This window comes from Mesorhizobium sp. M7A.F.Ca.US.005.03.1.1, from assembly GCF_003997975.1.
GTDB lineage: Bacteria > Pseudomonadota > Alphaproteobacteria > Rhizobiales > Rhizobiaceae > Mesorhizobium > Mesorhizobium ciceri.
The window spans coordinates 105,251-125,521 of record NZ_RZRO01000001.1 but is presented as its reverse complement, the minus strand read 5'-3'; the positions used below and the strand labels follow the sequence as shown (position 1 = coordinate 125,521).

At 62.5% G+C, this 20,271-nt stretch carries 15 protein-coding genes; 6 read left to right on the top strand and 9 right to left on the bottom strand.

Features of this window, described 5'->3' with window-relative positions:
- Positions 1 to 11 precede the first annotated feature (11 nt).
- The 6 genes from EN990_RS00585 to EN990_RS00560 all read left to right on the top strand — a co-directional run bounded on the left by EN990_RS00585 (position 12) and on the right by EN990_RS00560 (position 6,473).
- Positions 12 to 893, top strand: coding sequence for a cytochrome c oxidase assembly protein (locus tag EN990_RS00585; protein ID WP_127369992.1), 882 nt, complete (start codon positions 12 to 14; stop codon positions 891 to 893).
- A gap of 185 nt (positions 894 to 1,078) precedes the next feature.
- Positions 1,079 to 2,122: a cytochrome c oxidase subunit II gene (gene coxB, locus EN990_RS00580; protein ID WP_348629874.1), complete on the top strand. Its 1,044-nt coding sequence runs from the start codon at positions 1,079 to 1,081 to the stop codon at positions 2,120 to 2,122.
- Positions 2,119 to 4,059 (top strand): cytochrome c oxidase subunit I, encoded by a 1,941-nt coding sequence (gene ctaD / locus EN990_RS00575; protein ID WP_127384536.1) that lies wholly within the window; start codon positions 2,119 to 2,121, stop codon positions 4,057 to 4,059. Before coxB ends, ctaD begins: the two co-directional genes overlap by 4 nt.
- On the top strand, positions 4,056 to 4,658 hold the full coding sequence (locus EN990_RS00570; protein ID WP_013533222.1) for a cytochrome c oxidase subunit 3: 603 nt from the start codon (positions 4,056 to 4,058) through the stop codon (positions 4,656 to 4,658). The genes ctaD and EN990_RS00570 overlap by 4 nt, the downstream gene beginning before the upstream one ends.
- Before the next feature lies 1 nt (position 4,659).
- A complete protein-coding gene (locus EN990_RS00565; protein WP_127369860.1) occupies positions 4,660 to 5,001 on the top strand; it encodes a hypothetical protein in 342 nt (113 codons plus the stop codon).
- Between the two features lie 374 nt (positions 5,002 to 5,375).
- Positions 5,376 to 6,473: a cytochrome c gene (locus tag EN990_RS00560; protein WP_164766074.1), complete on the top strand. Its 1,098-nt coding sequence runs from the start codon at positions 5,376 to 5,378 to the stop codon at positions 6,471 to 6,473.
- On the opposite strand, the gene EN990_RS00555 is transcribed toward EN990_RS00560, so the two are convergent.
- From EN990_RS00555 to EN990_RS35705, 9 genes are all read right to left on the bottom strand, one after another.
- Complete coding sequence (locus tag EN990_RS00555; RefSeq protein WP_013533225.1) at positions 6,445 to 6,870, bottom strand: c-type cytochrome; 426 nt, start codon at positions 6,868 to 6,870, stop codon at positions 6,445 to 6,447. The genes EN990_RS00560 and EN990_RS00555 overlap by 29 nt on opposite strands.
- Before the next feature lie 70 nt (positions 6,871 to 6,940).
- Positions 6,941 to 7,264, bottom strand: coding sequence for a hypothetical protein (locus EN990_RS00550; RefSeq protein WP_013533226.1), 324 nt, complete (start codon positions 7,262 to 7,264; stop codon positions 6,941 to 6,943).
- 538 nt (positions 7,265 to 7,802) lie between these two features.
- On the bottom strand, positions 7,803 to 8,006 hold the full coding sequence (locus EN990_RS00545; RefSeq protein WP_013533227.1) for a CsbD family protein: 204 nt from the start codon (positions 8,004 to 8,006) through the stop codon (positions 7,803 to 7,805).
- A gap of 150 nt (positions 8,007 to 8,156) precedes the next feature.
- Positions 8,157 to 8,765, bottom strand: a complete 609-nt coding sequence (locus tag EN990_RS00540; RefSeq protein WP_127368149.1) for a hypothetical protein — start codon at positions 8,763 to 8,765, stop codon at positions 8,157 to 8,159.
- A gap of 12 nt (positions 8,766 to 8,777) precedes the next feature.
- Positions 8,778 to 9,773 (bottom strand): OmpA family protein, encoded by a 996-nt coding sequence (locus EN990_RS00535; RefSeq protein ID WP_245460885.1) that lies wholly within the window; start codon positions 9,771 to 9,773, stop codon positions 8,778 to 8,780.
- Positions 9,754 to 10,278 (bottom strand): hypothetical protein, encoded by a 525-nt coding sequence (locus EN990_RS00530; RefSeq protein ID WP_013533230.1) that lies wholly within the window; start codon positions 10,276 to 10,278, stop codon positions 9,754 to 9,756. The genes EN990_RS00535 and EN990_RS00530 overlap by 20 nt, the downstream gene beginning before the upstream one ends.
- Before the next feature lie 32 nt (positions 10,279 to 10,310).
- Positions 10,311 to 17,606 (bottom strand): hypothetical protein, encoded by a 7,296-nt coding sequence (locus EN990_RS00525; RefSeq protein ID WP_127388226.1) that lies wholly within the window; start codon positions 17,604 to 17,606, stop codon positions 10,311 to 10,313.
- A gap of 146 nt (positions 17,607 to 17,752) precedes the next feature.
- On the bottom strand, positions 17,753 to 19,048 hold the full coding sequence (locus EN990_RS00520; protein WP_164753428.1) for an isoprenylcysteine carboxylmethyltransferase family protein: 1,296 nt from the start codon (positions 19,046 to 19,048) through the stop codon (positions 17,753 to 17,755).
- Positions 19,049 to 19,117: 69 nt separating this feature from the next.
- Complete coding sequence (locus EN990_RS35705; RefSeq protein WP_127368146.1) at positions 19,118 to 19,936, bottom strand: hypothetical protein; 819 nt, start codon at positions 19,934 to 19,936, stop codon at positions 19,118 to 19,120.
- Positions 19,937 to 20,271 lie beyond the last annotated feature (335 nt).

The window sequence follows — 20,271 nt, the reverse complement described above, 5'->3', positions numbered from 1 at the left end:
GGATGCGGATCATGAGCTTCGACGCGCTCTTTTCGACCTCGATTTGCTATGGCAACGGCGCTCCGCAGGCTGGTTGGACTCTGGCGCTACCCATCACATTGCCACTGGCGGCAATCCTTTTGCTGTATGTTGCCGGCGCTGGCCGGCTGTGGCGACGGAGCGGACGTGGACGTCGCTTGCGATCGCGGCAGGCCTTGCTGTTTGCTGCCGGCTGGTCCGTCCTGGCGTTCGCCCTTGTAAGCCCGATCCATGCATTGGGCGAACATGTGTTTGCGGCGCACATGATCGAGCACGAATTGCTGATGGCGGTCGCAGCGCCTCTGCTGGTTGCCTCCCGCCCGACGGCGGCGATGATGTGGGCCCTGCCGGTACAGCTGCGCCAGATATTCGGAGCGGCCGGACATGCAAATGCGCTTCGGGCGGTCTGGGCGTTCATCAGCCGTCCTGTGGTCGCGACCGTCCTGCACGGAGCCGCGATATGGATCTGGCATGTCCCGGCGCTGTTCGAGGCTGCCCTCCAGCAGGGCTTCCTGCATTATGCCCAGCACGCGAGTTTCCTCGGTAGCGGGCTTTTGTTCTGGTGGGTGCTGCTGCCTCGCCTTGGCCGCGAGCAGGCTTGCGGCAATGCCGTGATGCATCTTTTCTTCACCTCCCTCCACACCGGGCTGCTCGGGGTGTTGCTCGTCGTCTCGCCCAGGCTGTGGTATCCGGATAATGCGATCGGCTCGGATTTATGGGGGCTCAACCCGCTCGAGGACCAGCAACTTGCAGGCTTGATCATGTGGATTCCCGCCGGCCTGATCTATGGCGGGGCCGCACTGCTCCTGGTCGCTCTCTGGATTCAAACGAGCGGTCGGCGGCAACAGGCTTTCCAGCAGTTGCGCATCGTCTAACCCGCACCGCTTCGCGTCGGTTTTCAGCCGGGGGGTGTTGCCAAGCATCCTTTTTCAGTCAGCCGCGTTATGGCCTTGGCAACGATGGTGGATCCTTCATGGCGAGGTGCATGAGTCCGTTGGCCAGCTCTCGCAGGCTGACACGACCGCGAATGTCGCTTGCCCCCACATGTCCTAGGCAAATCTTGCCTGGCACCGTTCAGGGAACGGCCGCGCAACGGCGTTTGAGGGCGATCAGCGCAGCGCCGATATTGGCCTTGGCAGGATGCGGCGACAAGCAATCGGCCCTCCATGCACACGGTGCGAATGCCCGGAGAATCCTTGATCTGATCTGGTCTTTCAGCGCAATCGCAGTGGCCACGTGGCTGCTTGTCATGTTGATCCTGGCGGCAGCGCTTTTGCGTCGTCGCCTGTCCGAGACAACGCGCTCGCCGCTCGAGATCGATTCTCGTCAGGAGCGCCGATTTGCTCGCGTTGTCGGCAGCGCCATTGCGTTGACCGTTCTGGTGCTCGTCATGATGACGATAGCGAGTTTTTTCGCCGGCAAATCCATTGCTTCGCTGAGCGGAACGGAAACGCTTGCCGTGCGCATCACCGGGCACCAATGGTGGTGGGAGGTCCGGTATCCCGGAGATGATCGGTCCCAATCGATCGTCACGGCAAATGAAATCCATGTCCCGGTTGGCGAACCGGTCAAGGTCGAACTCGATTCGCTCGATGTCATTCATAGCTTCTGGGTGCCGAATCTTGCCGGCAAGCGCGATCTCATTCCGGGCCGGCCGAGTGAGCTCACACTCGTCGCCGATAAGCCCGGCATCTATCGTGGCCAGTGTGCCGAATTCTGCGGCTATCAGCACGCCCATATGGCCATCACCGTCATCGCGGAAAGCCGCGAAGCGTTCGAAGCATGGCAATCCAGGCAAAACGCCGTCGCATCCGCGCCTGGCGGCGACGAAGAGCGCCGCGGCCAACAGGCATTTCTGTCCACCGGCTGTGCGCTCTGCCACACGATAAGAGGCACGCCTGCCAGCGGAACGGTGGGACCTGACCTAACTCATCTCGCCAGCCGACGCGCACTGGCCGCGGATACGCTCGCCATGACCCCTGGCGCGCTCGCCGCTTGGATCGCCGATCCACAGTCGATAAAGCCCGGCGCCAAGATGCCGCGCATTGCCCTTAGCGCCGACGATCTCAACGCGGTCGTCACCTATCTCGGAAGCCTCGAATGAGTGGCCTTGCGGGAAAGCTGGCCGAGCACACTCAGGAGGCCCTGAAAGGCATCCGTGACACCGGTCTCGAAGAGGTGAGACTGCGCGCCTTTCTGGCGCATGCCTGGCGAACGCCGAAAGGCTTCTACGGCTGGCTGGTCACGGTCGATCACAAGCTGATCGGACGGCGCTATATCGTGACGGCTTTCCTGTTTCTCATCCTTGCGGGTCTGTCAGCGCTCGCCATGCGCTTCCAGCTTGCCCAGCCTGAGGCCGGCCATATCGGTCCCGATCTCTACAACCAGCTGTTCACCATGCACGGCACGACGATGATGTTTCTGTTTGCCGTGCCGGTGATGGAAGCTTTCGCCATTTACCTGGTGCCGCTGATGATCGGCACTCGCAATGTCGCCTTTCCGCGGCTCAATGCATTCAGCTACTGGGTCTATCTTTCCGGCGGGCTGATGATCTGGATCGCCTTCGCCTTCGAAACCGGTGCGGATGCCGGCTGGTTTTCCTATGTGCCGCTCGCCGGACCCGAATATGGCATCGGCAAGCGCCCCGATTTCTGGGCGCAGATGGTGACCTACACCGAAGTGTCCGCCCTCGCGGTAGCGGTCGAGATCATCGCGACAGTTTTCAAACAACGTGCCCCCGGCATGTCGCTCGACCGCATCCCGCTCTATGTCTGGTCCGTCCTCGTTACGGCTTTCGTCATCCTGTTCGCCATGCCGGCCGTGATGGTCTCGAGCACAATGCTGATCCTCGACCGCCTGGTCGGCACAAAATTTTTCGACCCCGCAGCAGGCGGCGATGCACTGCTGTGGCAGCATCTGTTCTGGTTCTTCGGCCATCCCGAGGTCTATATCATCTTCATTCCGGCGACCGGCTTCGTTTCCGCGATCCTGCCGACCTTCGTTCGCCGCCCGGTGTTCGGCTATCTCGGGATCGTGCTGTCGTTGATCGCGATCGGTTTTCTTTCCTTCGGCCTGTGGGTGCACCACATGTTCGCTACCGGCCTGCCGCAACTCGGCGAGAGCTTCTTCACCGCTTCCTCGATGATGATCGCCATTCCGAGCGGCGTTCAGATCTTCTGCTGGATTGCGACGATCTGGGGCGGCCGGCCGATCTTCGCCACGCCCATGCTTTTCGTTCTCGGCTTCATCTTCACCTTTGTGATCGGCGGCCTGACCGGCGTCATGGTCGCCTCGGTGCCGCTCGACCTGCAGGTGCACGACACCTATTTCGTGGTTGCCCATTTCCATTATGTGCTGGTCGGGGGCGCCGTCTTCCCCCTGCTCGGCGCCGTTTATTACTGGTTTCCCAAGATCACCGGACGCATGCTGTCCGAGAGGCTCGGCCGCTGGAATTTCTGGCTGGTCTTCCTCGGGTTCAATCTCACCTTCTTCCCCATGCATATTCTCGGTCTGCAAGGCATGCCGCGCCGCGTTTATACGTATCCGCCGGCGAGCGGCTGGGGAGAGATGAACCTCTTCATCAGCCTCTCTTCGCTGGTGGTGTTCGCGGGCTTCGCGCTTTTCTTCCTGAATCTCTTTCTCAGCCTCCGCAACGGCCGCATTGCAGGAGACAATCCCTGGGGCGCGAGCACGCTCGAATGGGCGACGACGTCGCCGCCGCCCTCCTACGATTTTTCGCGGCTGCCCGTGGTAACTCACCGCGAACCGCTTTGGGCCGAGCCCGATGTGCTCCCAGTGGTCGAAGGTCTGCGTGTCGACGCCCGCGAGGTGCTCGCCGGCACGGTCGCCGATGCGATGCCGCAAGTAAGGGTACCATCGGCTGACAACTCGATCTGGCCGTTGCTGTCGGCCATCGCAGTCGGCGGCGCATTTCTCGGTTCGATATACACGCCGTGGGCGGTGGTCTGGGGAGCGATCCCGGTTTCGATCGGCTTCATCTGCTGGTTCTGGCCGAAAGGCGAACCGGAGGACGAGGAATGAGGCACCGCCCCGTCGCCGACGTCAGTCACCTGCCCACATACGATTTCGGGTCAGCGAGCCCGATGTGGTGGGGAACCCTTGCCTTCATTGCCCTCGAGGCAACCGGTTTTGCCTTGGCGATAGGCACTTACTTCTATCTGGCCGTGCTGGCCCGGCATTGGCCCATTGGGGCCCCTGCGCCAGATCTGCTGCCGGGGACGGCAGTACTGGTTATTCTGGTTGCGAGCGTCGTGCCCAACCACATGATCGAAGTTTGGGCACGTCGCCAGGACCTGGCGAAAGTTCGCCTTGGCATGGTCGTCATGTCGATCGTCGGCATTCTTCCGCTGATCGTTCGCATCTGGGAATTTCCGGCTCTGCGGATTTCCTGGGATCAGAACGCTTACGGATCGATCGTCTGGTTCCTGCTCGGGCTGCATACGACGCATCTCCTTACCGATGTCGGCGACACGATCGTCCTGGCGGTTCTCATGTTCACGCAAAAAGGCAAGGCAGGCCGCCGCTTCAGCGACGTCTCGGACAACGCCTTCTACTGGGACTTCGTCGTCGTCTCATGGGTCGTGCTCTATCTTGTTATCTATTGGGCTCCGAGGATGTGAGATGCAGGCGATCCGTACCGGCGTTTCCTGGGCAGGCCTGGTCAGCGGACCAGTTGCGTGGGCAATAACGCTGCAGCTCGATTATTCGATTGCATCCTGGCAATGCCATGCCGGCTTTCGTCCCACTGCCTTGTTCTCGTTGACAGGCGCCGCGGTCGCCCTGGCAGGCGCGCTGCTGTCGTGGCACGCCGTTCATGACCGCGGACATGGTACGGTTCCGCCCCGGAAGGCGCGCACGCGCGCATTCCTTGCCAGGACTTCCGTGGGCATCGGGGCGCTGTTCACGCTCATCTTGCTGGCGCAGCTGATGGCAGGGCTGATCTTCAGCGGGTGCGAACTGTGACGAGGTCAAAGACCCGGAGATTGGCCGTCCGCCGGTGCGCGCCTTGGCCTGGCGCGGGCATTCCATTCCCGGCCGTCACCTCCCGGGCGGTCGCGCTGGTCTTGGCATCGTTGGCGCTTTGCACTGAGCTGCGGGCGAGCGAAATCCAGAAGGGTGAATACCTTACCCGAGCGGCCGACTGCATCGGCTGCCACACGTCCAATCCGAGCCGCCCGTTCGCTGGAGGCTATCGCGTGCCGACACCCTTCGGCGACGTATACTCGACCAACATCACACCTGATCCTGACACGGGCATTGGACGCTACTCCGCGGACGAGTTCGTGCGGGCCGTGCGGAAAGGTATCAGGCGCGACGGAGCCGATCTCTATCCCGCCATGCCCTATGACAGCTTCGCCGCGATGAGCCGCGAGGACGTGCTTGCGATCCGGACCTACCTCCTGGCGCAGCCGCCGATCTCGCAGCCGCAGCCGCGAAACATCCTGCCTTTTCCATTCAACCAGCGCTGGACAGTTGCGCTGTGGAAGCTCGCGAACCTGCATACCGGCAGTTTCACGCCCGATCGGAACCGGACCGCCGCATGGAACAGGGGAGCCTACCTGGTCGAGGTGCTCGGCCACTGCGGTGCCTGCCACACGCCAAGGAATGCGACGTTCGGCATGGATGAAGACCACAAGCTTGCCGGCGGCACCGCCGGCATCTGGCAGGCCTTCAACATTACCAGCGACAAGATCGCAGGCGTCGGCGACTGGAGCAACGAAGAGCTGTCTCGATTTCTCAAAACCGGCGCAGTGCCCGGGAAGGCTTATGCCGGCGGGCCGATGGCGGAAACGGTCATGAACAGCCTGCAACATCTTTCCGATGACGATATCCAGGCCATCGTCGCTTATCTCAGGGACGTGCCCGCCCAATCGGGAGACGAAAAGCAGCCGCGTTTCTCATGGGGTAACGCGGCCACGGTCGACGGCGATGCTGGAACCGAAGGGATGACGCAAGGCAGCGGGACCGCAGCCGGCGATGATCTCTATCGATCGCTCTGTTCGACGTGCCATGGGGCGAACGGAGGCGGATCGTCAGACGGATCCTATCCGTCCTTGACCCGCAACAGCACCCCCGGCGCGGCCACGCCCGAGGATGTCGCCATGACCATCCTTGAAGGCGTCAAAGCTGGCGACGTGGCGGGGCGTAAATCGATGGCGGCCTTCGGCGGCTGGCTGGACGATGGCCAGGTGGCAGCCCTTGCAAATTACGTCACCACTCGGTTCGGAAATCCCGACGTCAGCGTTACCGCGGCCGATATACGCCAGATGCGGGCCGGCTCGACAACAGGCCAGACAATCATGGTTCTGGCGGCTCAATCACTTGTGGCGTGCGCCGCCGTGTTGATGCTTGGGCTGCTGCTTCTGCTGGCAAGGCGCCTGCGCCGTCGGACCAGTTCAGTGCGCCTCATGTCCGCGCATAGAGATAGGCGGTGATGTCGCGCGCCTCTTGAGGCGACAGATTTGTATTGGGCATGGCCGTGTTCGGGTCTACGTCCCGCGCTCTGCTGATCCAGCGCATCATCGCATCCGGGCTGGCTCGCGATGCCCCGATATATCCTCTTTCGACGACGCCCTGCAGGGAGGGACCGACGGTACCACGGGCGCCGGGCACCCCCGGGATTTCGTGACATCCGCCACAGCCGTTGCGGATCATGGCCGGGACGGCTCGTTGAGGGTCGCCGCCGATCGCCTGCACAAGCGTGGTTTCTCGCAGACTGTTGCTGCGAACCGATCCGCTGGCGAAGACGGCAAAACCGATGACGACAGCCGCCGATGCTCCTGCCAACCACCAGAATCGGGGCGGCGCTTGCTTGGCGGCCTGCCGGTTCATCTGCGCTTACCGCTCTCAGCGCTCAATGCGCTGCCGAAGCACTGGTCCGGCAACGGATTGAGGAGCCGGCTCATTTATTACAGTTCTGCACATTCGATGTTGTCGTGCCGGTCGCGGTGTTGTTGTCGATGTCATTGCCTGCCGAATCTTTGCAGCGGTCAGTCATGCCACCTGATTTCGTTGTGGAATTTGTCGAATTTGTAGTGCTCGGATCGGAAGGATTCACGGACGTTCCAGAGCCGGTGCCGCTGTTGCCGCCGGTATTTCCAGACGTAGCGCCGGTGCCGTCGTTCGAGCCCGAACCGCTGTTGGAGCCGGAACTGTTCGACTGTGCCACTGCCGATGTGGCCAATGTGAGCGCGAGCACAGCGGCGGACAGAAGTTTGACGATCATGGTGGATCTCCTGGTTGGGTGTACCGCCACCAAACCAATCGTTTCCTGATATGTTCCCGGCGAAATCGTGTTCAGCAAGATTCTTGTGAAACAGGTTTTTGTGCCGGCACTGCAGACCGGCTAGCCGCGCGACGGCGGTCGATATAGGTGCGCCGCCTTGGCGTCGTCCGGCCGCGGAAGCAGCGCTGGCCGCATGCCCTCGCCTGAAGCATAGTTGCTCACTGGTGGCCGCTGCCCGCGTCCCCGACCAATGCCCGATCATCCCCGGATCGGAGACAGCTCAATCATCGCCATGAAAGTCATAGCAACGGGCCGAACACGAATATAGCCAGTAGAGCAAGAAAAATCACGGCGATAACTGCGATCGCCCACGTGACAATTCTTCTTGTCCCCCGTTGCTCCTGCTTGCGAGAGATATTTTCAGCCACAGTACGAAATCCTTGCTGCAAAACTCAACCGACGACAAGGCTCAGCGCCCGCATGGTCCTGCCGGACTGTTGGGCCGCGTCCTGGAATGGCCACAGCCGGGCTCACATGCCTACCAACCCTGCCGCCCGTACCAATCGTCGACATCGCGCCGCACGCGGTCCTTTTCGATGCCGTAACGCTCCTGGATCTTGCCTTCGAGTTGATCGCGCTTGCCGGCGATGCGGTCAAGGTCGTCATCGGTGAGTTTGCCCCACTGCTCCTTGACCTTGCCTTTCACCTGTTTCCAGTTTCCTTCCACGCGGTTCCAGTCCATGACACCGTTCTCCCTGTTTTGGAAAGGTCCGGAATAGGAAACGCAATCCAGTCAAGGATGTTCCTGGAAACAGCCAACGCGCTGCCCGATGCCGAATCGGTTGCCAGAGTTATCGCCCCTTGCGGTCCCCGGAAAGCGATGGGTCGCTGCTCATTGCCCAGCAAGCTTGCAGTTGCTGGGATAGGTTTCGATGGTGATGGCATCGCCCGCCGGGGTTTTCGCGTTCCTATAGCTGCGTCTGATCTCGACGTTCACGTCCGGCACCGTCGGCTCGTTTCCCGGAAAGAGACCAACCGACACGCTTGCGTGGACGGCAATCGGAGACGTGCTCACTGCCACCTTGGGCGCGCAGCCGAGCAGCGCAAGGGCCTGCGCATCCGCATCATCCTTGAGCTCCGGCTGCAGTGAATTCTCCACGCACGCCATGAGCGCCGCCGGGTCGGGCATCACTGAAGATGTTTCGCCTGAACCGTATATGGAGGTTGCCGTCACATCGGTCCCGTCGACGACGCCGGTCGTCAGGGTTTGCGCGGCGGGCAAAGTGAATGTGATATGTTCCGACGTCAGCGCCAGGTCGCCGCTGGCCCCGCCGGGATATGAAAGGGCGAGCGGTGCGGTCCAGCCCACGACCAACTTGTCTTCGCGCGCGCAGTCGATGGTGATGGATGCGGCGTCGGCGATGCGGGAAGCGCAGGCCAGCGCCATGAGCGCGCACAGCCCGGTGTGGCCAAATCTTTTGAAGTCGTGCACAGGCTTCATGATCCGAACCGGCTATTGCACGACAAGCTCGACGCGGCGGTTCTTGGCGCGCCCTTCGTCGGTGTCGTTGGATTCGATCGGGCGTGACAGGCCCGCCCCTTCGAATGAGAGCCGGGCGGGATCGATGCCGTAGCCGCCCACCAAGGCCGCGGACACATTGGCGGCGCGGCGGGTAGAGAGATCGAGATTATAGGCGGCGCTGCCCGCATTGTCGGTATGGCCAATGATCTTGAGGCGCAGCGCCGGCTTGTCGGTCAGCACCTTGGCGATCTCGTCCAAAGCCGGCTTCGATTCCGGCTTCACGGCGTCCTGGTTGTAATCGAACAGGATGCCATAAAGATTGACGCTGCCTTGCGAAGCGAGTGAATCCGACAGATCCTCGGGAGCCGCCGTCGCCACCTTTGCGGGATCCATGCCCTTGGCTTCCAGCACGCGCACGAAGACGACGGCCCTGTCCTTGTCCTCGCCGGCCATGGCGCTCACATAGATGGCACCTTCCGGCCGCTCGAGCTTGGCCAGGAGGTAGCGGACATGGTCGGCATAGGCGGTCGATATGCCATTGGTCGGATCGAGCTGTTCGCCCAGCAGGTAGAGGTCGCGCAGATTGCCGACCAGGCACTCCTGATCGGCGCAGGAGAAAAGGATGCTGAAGCCTTTCGCCTTGAGATCGGCCTCATAGCTGCTCGCGACCTCCAGCGAAGAACTGCCGGGCGGCAATTCATAGCGCAACTCGCTGGCTCTTCCCTGCTGCTTGAGCCATTCCGGCCCCGACCTGTCCTTCATGGCATTGCGCTCCAGCAGCGCGCCATAATCATGCGGTGACTGCAGGAACACCAACTCATCGAAATCCTTCGCCTTGCAATAGGCGATCGTCGCGCCCTGGAAACGTCCGACGAACGGATTGTCGGTGCAGCCTTCGGCATCTTCGGCCTGCGCCAGCAAAGAGGAGAGCGCCAGGCCAAGAGCCGTCAGGCCTATCCGAAGAATTCTAGTCCGGTACACATTCATCTCCTTCGACATGCTGGCCTTGTCGGCACGGCACGCACCGGCCGTTCTCCAAGTGATCATTGTGCGAGCAGGTCTGCTCCTCCTCTTGCTCCACAGGGGGGAACTCGCTCTCGCGGCATTTGCCGCGGCGGAACTCCGTGCCTTCCGGGCAACCTCTCGCCTGGTTCTTCTTGCCCCTTCGGTCGCGCACGCATTCACCGTCCTGCCGATGGAAGCCGTCGGGGCATTCAAACCTTCTCTTCTTGCCTCTTCGGTCGCGCACACATTCGCCGTCTTCCTTGCGAAAGCCGTCCGGGCATCCGAACCTTATCTTTATCTCGAAGGCGAGCATCTGCGGCGCCTGATCGAGCTTGCCGTTTTTGCTTTCCGCTTTCTGGACGGAGCAAGGCGCTTCATAGCAGACGTCGGTCAGCGGGGCTCCGGCATGGAGTTCAGTGGGGTGAAAGATCGAAACACCCGCCATGGCCACCATGCCCGCCAGTGTCGCGAAGAACGAGGGTTTCACGGATGCAATCTCCCGATGTCATTTCACTTGGCTCAATTGACGCGATCGATGCACTGGCCACTGGATTCCCTCGTGCCGGTCGGACACACGCAGCCGGACGACGTGCTGACCTGGTCGCCTCTGCATTGCTGTTGTTGCGGTTGCGGTTGCGGTTGCGGTTGTGGTTGTGGTTGTGGTTGTGGCGCGGGGTTGTCGTTCGGGCACTTGCTATACCGGCCATAGACGACCGTGCCGTCCGGACAGGTCTTCTTGCGGACAGGCCTGGTGCCCTGATCCGGCTGTTGTGGCTGCTGATTCTGGTCGCGGATCATGCGGCACCTGCCGCGCCCAAATTGATATCCCTCCGGGCAGCAGTTCGGATAGACCCCGACGGGCCGGTTGGCGGGACAAGATTGCTGTTCCTGCTGTTGATCGCGCATCGGACGGCACTTTCCGCGTCCAAACTGGTAGCCCTCTGGGCAGCAATTCGGATAGGCCCCGACAGGGCGGTCAGCGGGACAGAACCGTTGCCTTGCGCGATCGACGCAGACGCCGGTCGCGGCATCAAGCACCTGGCTCCGGCGGCACTTTACCTGGGCCGGCTGCGGGGAGCGGCATTTGCCATTGCGGTACTCGGTCCCTTGCGGACAGCAATTGGGATAGGCACCAACCGGCCGATCCGCGGGACAGATTCCTGGCTGCTGCTTGATCCTGTTGAGCACGCAGGCATTGCCCTCGGCATGGCTGCCGCGTTTGCAGGCGATGCACCGTCCGGTCCTTGCATCCTTCACAAGGCCGCTGCCGCACTTGACCTCTATGGGTGCCGTCTTCTGAGAACGGCATTTGCCATTACGATATTCCGTACCTTGCGGACAGCAATTGGGGTACGCCCCCATCGGCCGATCGGCGGGGCAGACCCTGGCCTGCACCTGCGGAGCCTGCTTGATCAAGCCAATTCCGCCGCTTCCTGGGCCGGCGGCCTCGCAGGCCTTGCCGGTCCATTTGGTGTTGGCGGGGCAGGCGCACAGGCCATTGCCGGCGAGGATCATGCCGAACTTGCAGGTGGCGGACGGGACGGCGAGGACCGGCGCCGCCTCGGGCGTGATCGGCTTCGAGGTGGAAGCGCCGCCGGTTCCGCTGCAGCTCTTGCCATCCCATCTGGTGTTGGGCGGACAGGCACAGATGCCATTGGCGAGCACCATGCCGCCTTGACAGGTCTGCACGGGCGGGATCAGGGAAACCGTCTTGCAGGACTGATCATTGATGCCGGGCGTTCCGTCCGAGACGTCGGCGCAATTCGAGAACCGGGCTGCCGAGGCATCGCTCGGCAGGCGCACGACCATGTTGAAGTTGCGCGGACCGAACTCGCTGCCTTCGGGGGCATCGAGATCGAGGCGCACGGGGCCGGGCGATGTGCAGGAGAACGGGATCTGCGTCGGCTGCGTCGCGCAGGGCAGTGGCGGCGTGATCGAGACGATCTGCGCCGAGGCAAGCCCCGTCAGTTTGTCGGAAATGGTGACCGGCGCGTTGTGGTCGATCGGCCCCGGATTGAACAGCCTGAGGGCGAAGTGGCAATCGCCGCCCAGGGTGCAGGATTGATCGCCGGTCTTGGTGACCTTGACGCTGAAGGGGTCGAGCTTGACCGACGCGCAGCCTTCATTGTCATTCGGATTGCTGTCAACCGGCGGTACTGTCGCGCATAAGGTGAGCGTATCGTTCTTCTTCCATGTCGCCCCGGCGATCACCACGGCATCGGCATCGAGGAATGTTTCCGGGGGCATCGACACGGCGCTCTGACACGCGACAGTCTGGGTGTCGCCATCCTTCTTGCTGCAGGCGCCGGTGCCTTTTACTGTGAGATCGGCATTGATGAACTGAACGATGCCATTCCGGACCTTGGCGTTGAATGGCGGCGGGCCGACGACCGTATCCGACCCATTGCTCTTCACGCTGACTCTGAAGCGGCACACTTCGTTGATGCCACACTCGCCAACGCCGTTCGGTTTGCCGTTGGGAGGGAGGACCTCGACCATCAGATTAGCGCCCTTATGCACCTCGTCCTTGATGGTGACGCAGCGGCCGGCGAAATCCCTGTCGAACGGACTGGGCTTGGCGTTGGCGGCCGGATTATAGTCGATGCAGTTCGTGTAGGTCGGAGAAACCCTCGAGGTTTTGACCAGCACCCGGCCGCTGAGCGTTTCGCCGGGTTTTAGAACATTCGTGCCCTTGTTGGTCGAGATGCATCCGACGGTGCCATTGGTGGTCGAGCACGCGAAGTCGCCATCGACGGTCTCGATCGTGGTGTCGGTGATGGGCTTGAAATCCTCCTTGATGACAAAGGGGCCGGAAGCAGCGTCAGTTCCGACATTCTTCAGCAAAATTCCGAAGGCGCAACTCGGCACGCAAGAGGTGGCCGCGGTGAATTTCTGGGCCCTGAGCAGCGGGCCTTTGACCAGCGGAATGCTGGCGCATGTCTGTTCGCCGCCCGCGAACGAAGCGCAGGTCTTGATCGCAGTCGCATTCGTTCCGCTGCCGGGCTTGAACGTCATCGACACGGGCACAGTCTTGCCGGGCGGAATTTTCGCCGTCACCGCGGAGGTGCAGGTTACGTCATTGCCGTCCTTCTTGCAGGAGATCGGCGCGGTCACACCGGGGACACTTGCTGCCTCGCCGCCGCCCTCCATCGCGATGTTGGGAAAGGCGCTGCCGTCCGGCTGCGAGAGATGGACGGTGAAGGAGAGCGGCCCATTGAACTCCGCCGCGTCGGCGGGATTGCTGACTGATGTCGTGAAGACGCATCCGCCGCCTATGTCCGAGCATTGCGCCACCGCCGGATTGTGCGCCAGCGCGAGGTTCTTGGGCTGTTCGGGCTGCGGCGCGGGCTGCAGCAGCCGGGCGGTGGCGCAGGACGGTGCAGCCGCGCCTTTCAGCGTGGCGCAGTTCTTCATTTCCTTGACCGCGCCGATGCCCTTGCCCAGATCGGCGGTGAGGGTGATGCTGACGGAGCTTTTCGCCGCGAGCGTGACCGCCGGGTTGGAGCAGATGAAACCCTGCCCCTGCCTGGCGCAGTTGAATTTGGGATCGGAGGCGGCCGAGACGGTGGCGCTGTTGAAGACGGCGCCGTCGCCGGTCACGTCGTCGGTGAACTCGACCGGTCCCTTGACCTCGGCATCGCTTGTGTTGGAAATCGTGACGTTGAAAACGCAGCGGTTTTCGACGCAGGTGGTGAATGTCTTCACCAGGCTGAGCGGCCCCGCGGTCGAGGCTTGCGGATCGACCTGGCCGCCGCCGCCCGGCGGATTGACCTCCTCGATGTTGACCACAGCGCATTGTTCCGGTGCCGGCTCCCGCACCTTGCCACCGCCACCGACGCCATCGCCCTCGTCCGCGCCGCCGGCATCGGCTCCGCCCGCGCCGGCATTCCCGTTGGCGGCGAGCTGGGCTTTGCAGGCATCGAGTTTTTTCTGCAATGCCTGCTTGAGCACATTGCCGGTCAGCGGGTTTATCTGACAAAAGGAGAACACGCCTGTAACCGTCGCCGTCTTCAGGGCGTCTTTGCAGTTCAGGGCCTTCATTTGATCGTTGATGGCGACCACGTCGTTGGCAACAGCGGGGCAAGCCGGTCTTGCGTCACTCTCGGCGACGCATTGCTTAAGCCTGTCGGCTCGTGCCTTTTCCTCCGCCTCAAACGCGGGATCAACCGTGCTGGCGCGTGACATGCAGAAATCGATGTGCTTCTGCACATCGGCCGACCAGCGGGGTTCGGGTCCCTTCATCCGGCACTTTTTCTCGCGGACTAAACTTGCCACCGTAGTCGCGCGGACGGCATATTTTTCACAAAATTTGCTGCTTTTGCACTGCCACCGGTTGCCCATACTCGTAAAGGTGCCGCGGGCACCCGCTCGATTGACCTGATTTCCGGTCGCGCTGCCGTCGGGATTGATCGTGCCCTCATAGTGGCCGGTGTCGCCATGTGCTGCCTTCCAAGCCACATCGAATTCGAATGTGTTTCCGACCACTCTCCCGTTGGTGACCTTGCCGAAGAACGCGCCGCCGCCATCATTCGGAAAATAAAAGACGTCGCCGACGACTTTACCACCACCAACCACACCTCTCTGGTCAGGATCGATCTGCATATGAGTGAAATGGAGTTCCAGGCCGTTGTTCTGCCGCATGGCGAAGGCGTTGTCCTGCAACTGCCATTGGGTGCATTCTTTCGTAACGCTCGACACGCCGTCGATATTGCCGCCGGGATTGTCGATGAAATGCAGAAGGCCCTTGCCCTCGGCGAGCGATGCTGATCGGAAGGCCGCATAAGTAATCAGCGGGCGCCGGCTCATCGGTACCGTAAGCTCGGCCTTCTTCTGCGGCACCGCGGCCGGGGACGTCATCGCGCAATTCTTCACCGTCCTGGTGCCGGCTGGCAGTTCGAGGTCGAAGCGCAGCGAAACGCTTCTTGATTCCTTCGGCCCGAGCGCCGTGGCCGCATTGCCGAACGAACATTTGACCGGCGGGCCACCCTTCTCGCAGGCGAAGGGTGGGGGCAGAGCATCGTCGGAAAGCTTGGCGCCCGCGACATCGATCGTGTCGGTGAAGGGTATGGGACCGGGCACCGGCGCATCGGTGGTGTTGGTGAGCGTGATCTCGAAGGTGCACGGTCCTTTGAGCGGGCAGCTTGCCGGGCCTTTCTTCGAAATCACCACCGGCCCGGTCTGCACCGGCATGTCCGGATCGAGCGGCAAGGTGGCGCAGGCCGGCGCCGCCGGCTGTCCGCCGGCGTCTCCGTCCGGCGGGTTGCCGCCCGCCTCTGGCGCGCCAGGCTCTGGCAGCTTGTTGTTGAGGGGTTCGTCGAAGGCAATCGCGGCCGTCGCCTCGCCGGCCAGCGGTCCAAAGGTGACAGCGGCCTTGCTCTGCACGAAATCGGCTTCGCCACCTTCGGTCGTGTCGATGGTAAAGGCGATCTTCATGGAGCGGCTTTCGCCGGGAGCCAAGGTGAGCTCCGGCTGTTGGCAATCGAGCTCCCGCCCATCGGGCTTGCATTGCAGGCCGGCCGGCACATTCAGGCTGGTAGGGGAATTCTTCGCCTGGCTCTGAGTTCCGACCGACAGGGTCTGTATGACCCGGAAGGGTCCAGTGACTGCATTGGCGCTGGTGTTGGTGACCTTGACCTCGAACTCGCAGGTCCCAGCCTTGGGCGAGCAGCTCGCCGGCACGCCCGAGGCCTGCACCGCAAGACCGTTCGCGTTGCTGGCCGTCGGCGGCGGCAGCGCGGCCGGCTGTTGATTGTTCGCTTTCTGCTGATTGCCTGGAGGCGGCGTCCCGCCGGCGAGGACCGCGCAATTCCTGACCTCTTTCGTTTCCGGCGGGGTATTCGGCGCGAAGACAAGGCGCATATCGAGCTTGCCGTTGGCGGGCACCGGCCCCGGATGCGTACAGGTGAAGGGCGCCGCCTTGCTGCATTGCCAAGGTGCGTTGGGTTCGCCGGTCAGCGTCGCCTGGGGCGCCTCGATCTGCTCGTTGATCGTGATGGGACCTGGAACTTCTGGCCCGTCGTTGCTGACTTCGATGTTGAAGGCGCACCCGCCCTTGGGGGAGCATTTCGGCACGGTGCCCGTCTTGGTCAGCGTGAGCTTGCCGCGGGTCTGGCCGCCGTCACCTTCAACATCGGGAAAGCCGGTCCCGCCGCCGCCGTCAACGCCTGGAAAGCCGGGCTGGCCGCCGCCGCCCTCGACACCGGGAAAGCCAGGTTGGCCGCCTCCCGGTATACCGGGAAACTGTTCGTCCGAGGCTACGGCTGGGAATCCGCTGCCGCCTTCGCATTGCGAGAGAACGGCAACGCCGCCGGCATGGCCGCGCGCCGCCGCATCATCCTGAGCCGGATCAAGGGCAACGAAGGCAGTTGGAACGTCTGCGCCGGCAGCAGCCTGAAACTGGCTTGCCGCACCAATCTGCAGACCATGGACAGGCTTTTGCCGATCCAGGACATCGCCGGAAGCAAGCAGCGTTCCGCCGCAGGCGGTGAGGTCGAGGCTGCCGTCGGGCTTGTAGGCATATTGCAGCGCCACGCCGCCGCTGGCATCGCGCCGCTCGATGGACTGACCAACAGGATAGGTGAGCGTATCCAGTTGCCAGGCCGATGCTGTTTGCGGATCGTCCGGGGCTTCGGGCGCATAGCGGATCACATCGGTGGGGCCGCCACTGACAAGTGCCGCAAAATCACCTGCATTCTGCACCGCATTGCGCAGCGCCAGGACCATGTCGCCGCTGTTGTCGAAGACTATCGCCGTGACCGTGCCGGGCTGCGAGGCGTCGACGCCGACCTCGATGCGGGCATCCGGCATGAAGGAGCCATCCTCGGCGAGGCCGACGGACCAGATTTCAGGACCTTCCGCGACAGCGTAATAGAGCCGCTTCCCGTGCACCGCCATGCCGTCGATCCGGCGCGCATTCTGCGTAAAACCCCAGGTCGACGGATTGGCCGCGTCGAAGTCCGGAGACGTGACGTCGAGCTGCTTTGCATCATCGGCGACGGCCTCCTTGCCCGCCAGCGGCCCGCCCTGCAGTCCATGATCGAACTGGCCGGCATCGGTGCCGGCAGTCGGGCCCTTGAGCTGATGAACTAGCCCGGTGTCAAGGTCGGAAACATAGAGCGAACGGCTCGCGGGATCGAAGGCAAGGCCGCCGATGCCGGGCCCGCTGTTGATCGCGCCTTCCTTGGAGAGCTCCGCATAGAGGCTGGCCTCGCCCGTCGCGCTGTCTATCTTCCAGATCGCCCCGGCGCCGCCAAAGGGGGCCTTGCCGAACAGACCCTCCATGAACTGGGCGCCGGGAGCCCCTCTCGTCAGCCGGTCGGGCTGTCCGTCGCCGTCCTTGTCGGGGCCGACAATATAGAGGCCAAAGGCGGACGTGGCTGCCGCATAGAGGCCGGGCGTGCCGCGCTCGTCGGCCGGGAGCGTGTCGAAAACCAGCCCGAATACATGGCCGATATCCCCGGCCTTGAAGTCCTTGCGCAGAGGCAGATTAAGCTGCTGGCCGGCCAGCGGCGCGGCAACGAGGCTTCCGTCATAGATGCGCAGCGTGACCCCGTCGGGATCGATGACGGTCTTGGAGAGGGGATCCACGCCTGGCGGCAGCCCCTCGACCTGAAGCCTGACCCCGGCAAAGCCGGAGGCCGCGATATCGCCCGGCTTCAAAACATTCTGCGTCTGGGTGTCCTCGGCCGTCTGGGTGTCCTCGGCACGAGAGGCGGGGGGCATCGACAGCAATGCCACTGTGCCGACAAGCGATGCAATCGCCAGCCAAAACCCAAGGATGAGGAAGGAGCGCGCGAAAGGTAATGCTTTCGGCATTGCCGAGACCCCGACTTAGCGACTGTCCTTGCTCTTCCGGATCAACCGCGAGGAGTGTCGCCTCTCCCCCGCAAGGCACGGCATCGATCCAGAGCCGAGCTGAAAAATGCCGTTAAAAGCCAGGGTCGCCTAGTCATCATATGATGCTAAAATGAGCGCGAGGCAGGGGGCTGCACCAACTTCAGCACGCGGGCCACGAGGCCATGCTCGGCGATAAAGGCCTGGTAGTCCCGATAGATCGGGTCGGCGCTCAAATGCCGTTCCTCGGTCCTGGCGCGCAGGTAATAGACAAGATTGGCGGCGCCCAGCATCAGGCAGGATTGAACCGCCGTGAGCCAGCCCGCACCAGCGACGAACGGCACCGAGATCAGCCACCAGCAAAGATTCTTGCTCAGATAGGCCGGATGTTTCACCCAGCGATAGGGGCCGTTGGTGATGATTCCACGATGGGTGAGGTTGGAGAATCGCAGGCCGAAGGCCGCCGTCGACCAGACATAGATGAAAACCAAGAGCAGAATGGCGCTGCCCCATAGTACATAGAGCCAGGGATAGGGCGCCAGGACCTTGTCCCAATGGAGCTCGTCCAGTTCATATTGAATGTAGTGCCCCTGCGCGTCCACAAACGGCCGGTAGCAGATGAGGCAGATGGCCCAACCACCAATCGTCGGCTCGGTGCTCCTTATGTGACTGTCGATCACCCGCAACGTCAGCGTATAGGCAATCACCGCCAAGAGCACATCCAGAAGGTAGAAGACATCGATGAGCCGGGCGAAGACATCCCGGAAGTCCCACTGCGGGAACAGCGGCGCCGACCACAGCGCGCCGAGATCGTTATTGGCATAGACGAACATCAAGGGCAGGAAGAAAGCCTTCACGAGCCAACCCCGCGCGTGGGCGGCCAGCATGCTCCAGTTCGCCGGACGGTTCCCGGCGAGCAGCAGAGGAAGCTGCGCGTAGGCATCGAAGGGATCGCGCTGCCGGCGGTCGACATGGAGAATGTAGAAAGGCGAAGCGACAATGAGGCCCGGCAGCAGATACAGAGCGGCGTCCTTGAACGGCTGATAGAAGGCGTCGCCATATTCCGGCAGGAGGGCGTATAGCCCCGCAATGCACCCAATGGTCATCCAGAAGCCGACGAGCTTGTGAACAAGCCGCAGCGGATCGACAGGCCGGATCGCGTCCCGCGCCAGTTCCGTGGTGGGATTGAGCTGGACACGGTGGACGAGCAAGTCCACGGCCAGCATGACGGCGGCCGACAAGACCAACACGGCGAGCGTCTTGAGATGGGCAGCTTCAGTCCAGTCGCGCAAAAGCCATACGTTTGCGAGGGCCATGAGCACGCCTGCCATACCGGTCCATTGGCCGCTGGCCGAGCCGGGACATGCCGGGACCGGGGCGGCAGGGTTCTTTTCGCCGCCTTGGGCATGGACACTCTGGTCCACTGGAACATCCATACACGTCTGCCGCCGGACGTCCATTCGATCAAGTCCTGCCGAGCTGACTGAGCTGGATTATCCGCCGCCCAATCCACCCGATGTGCCGCCGCTGGTGTTGCCGGACGTGCCACCGCTGGTGTTGCCGGACGTACCACCACTGGTGTTGCCGGACGTGCCACCACTGGTGTTGCCGGACGTACCACCGCTGGTGTTGCCGGACGTGCCACCACTGGTGTTGCCGGACGTGCCACCACTGGTGTTGCCGGACGTACCACCGCTGGTGTTGCCGGACGTACCACCGCTGGTGTTGCCGGACGTGCCACCACTGGTGTTGCCGGACGTGCCACCGCTGGTGTTGCCGGACGTGCCACCGCTGGTGTTGCCGGACGTACCACCGCTGGTGTTGCCGGACGTGCCACCACTGGTGTTGCCGGACGTACCACCGCTGGTGCCGCCGGACGTACCACCACTGGTGTTGCCGGACGTACCGGAACTCTGTCCGGAAGTGCCCGACGTGCCGCCCGATGTGCCGCCACTGGTGTTGCCTGACGTACCGGAACTCTGTCCGGAAGTGCCCGATGTGCCGCCGGACGTACCGCCCGACGTGCCGCCACTGGTGTTGCCGCCCTGCCCGGAAGAGCGTGGGCTCTGTCCGGAGGTACCCCATATGCCTGAGCTCGAGTGTCCAGACGAGCTGGAGGAGGAACGGAGCTTTTTGTGTTTTCCCGAATCCGTGACGAGCACAAAAAAGCGTGAACCTCCGCACCTTCCATGCTCCAGGGTGCCTGGGCAGCGATCATAGGTTGTCTTCGCTGTCGCTATGAATTGCGGAAAGCCCACGATCGCCACGGCCGCGGCCGCCGCCACTCCGATGAAATAGATCGCCGTCTTCATGAACGCCTCTTTGGCCATATTTCGGTGGAAGAGGTCCGGGCCCATCCGGGAACCACACCGGTCAACTCCAATGCAGAACATTGCCGGGAAGAGTGCGAGCCGCCTAGTCACCATATGATGCTAAAATGACTCGGAGTCGGGGCCGCGATCGCGCTTGCGGAAAGCCCGTGCAAGTCGGACATCACGCGCAATCGCCTAGATCCGATAGCTCATTGCTGGAATGGATGTGCCGATTTCAAAAGCGCAACAAGCTGGCTTTGTTGATTCGTTCCCGTCTTGCGAAAGATACGGTTCAAATAAGTGCGCACGGTCGAGAATTGCAGGCCGGCTTCAGC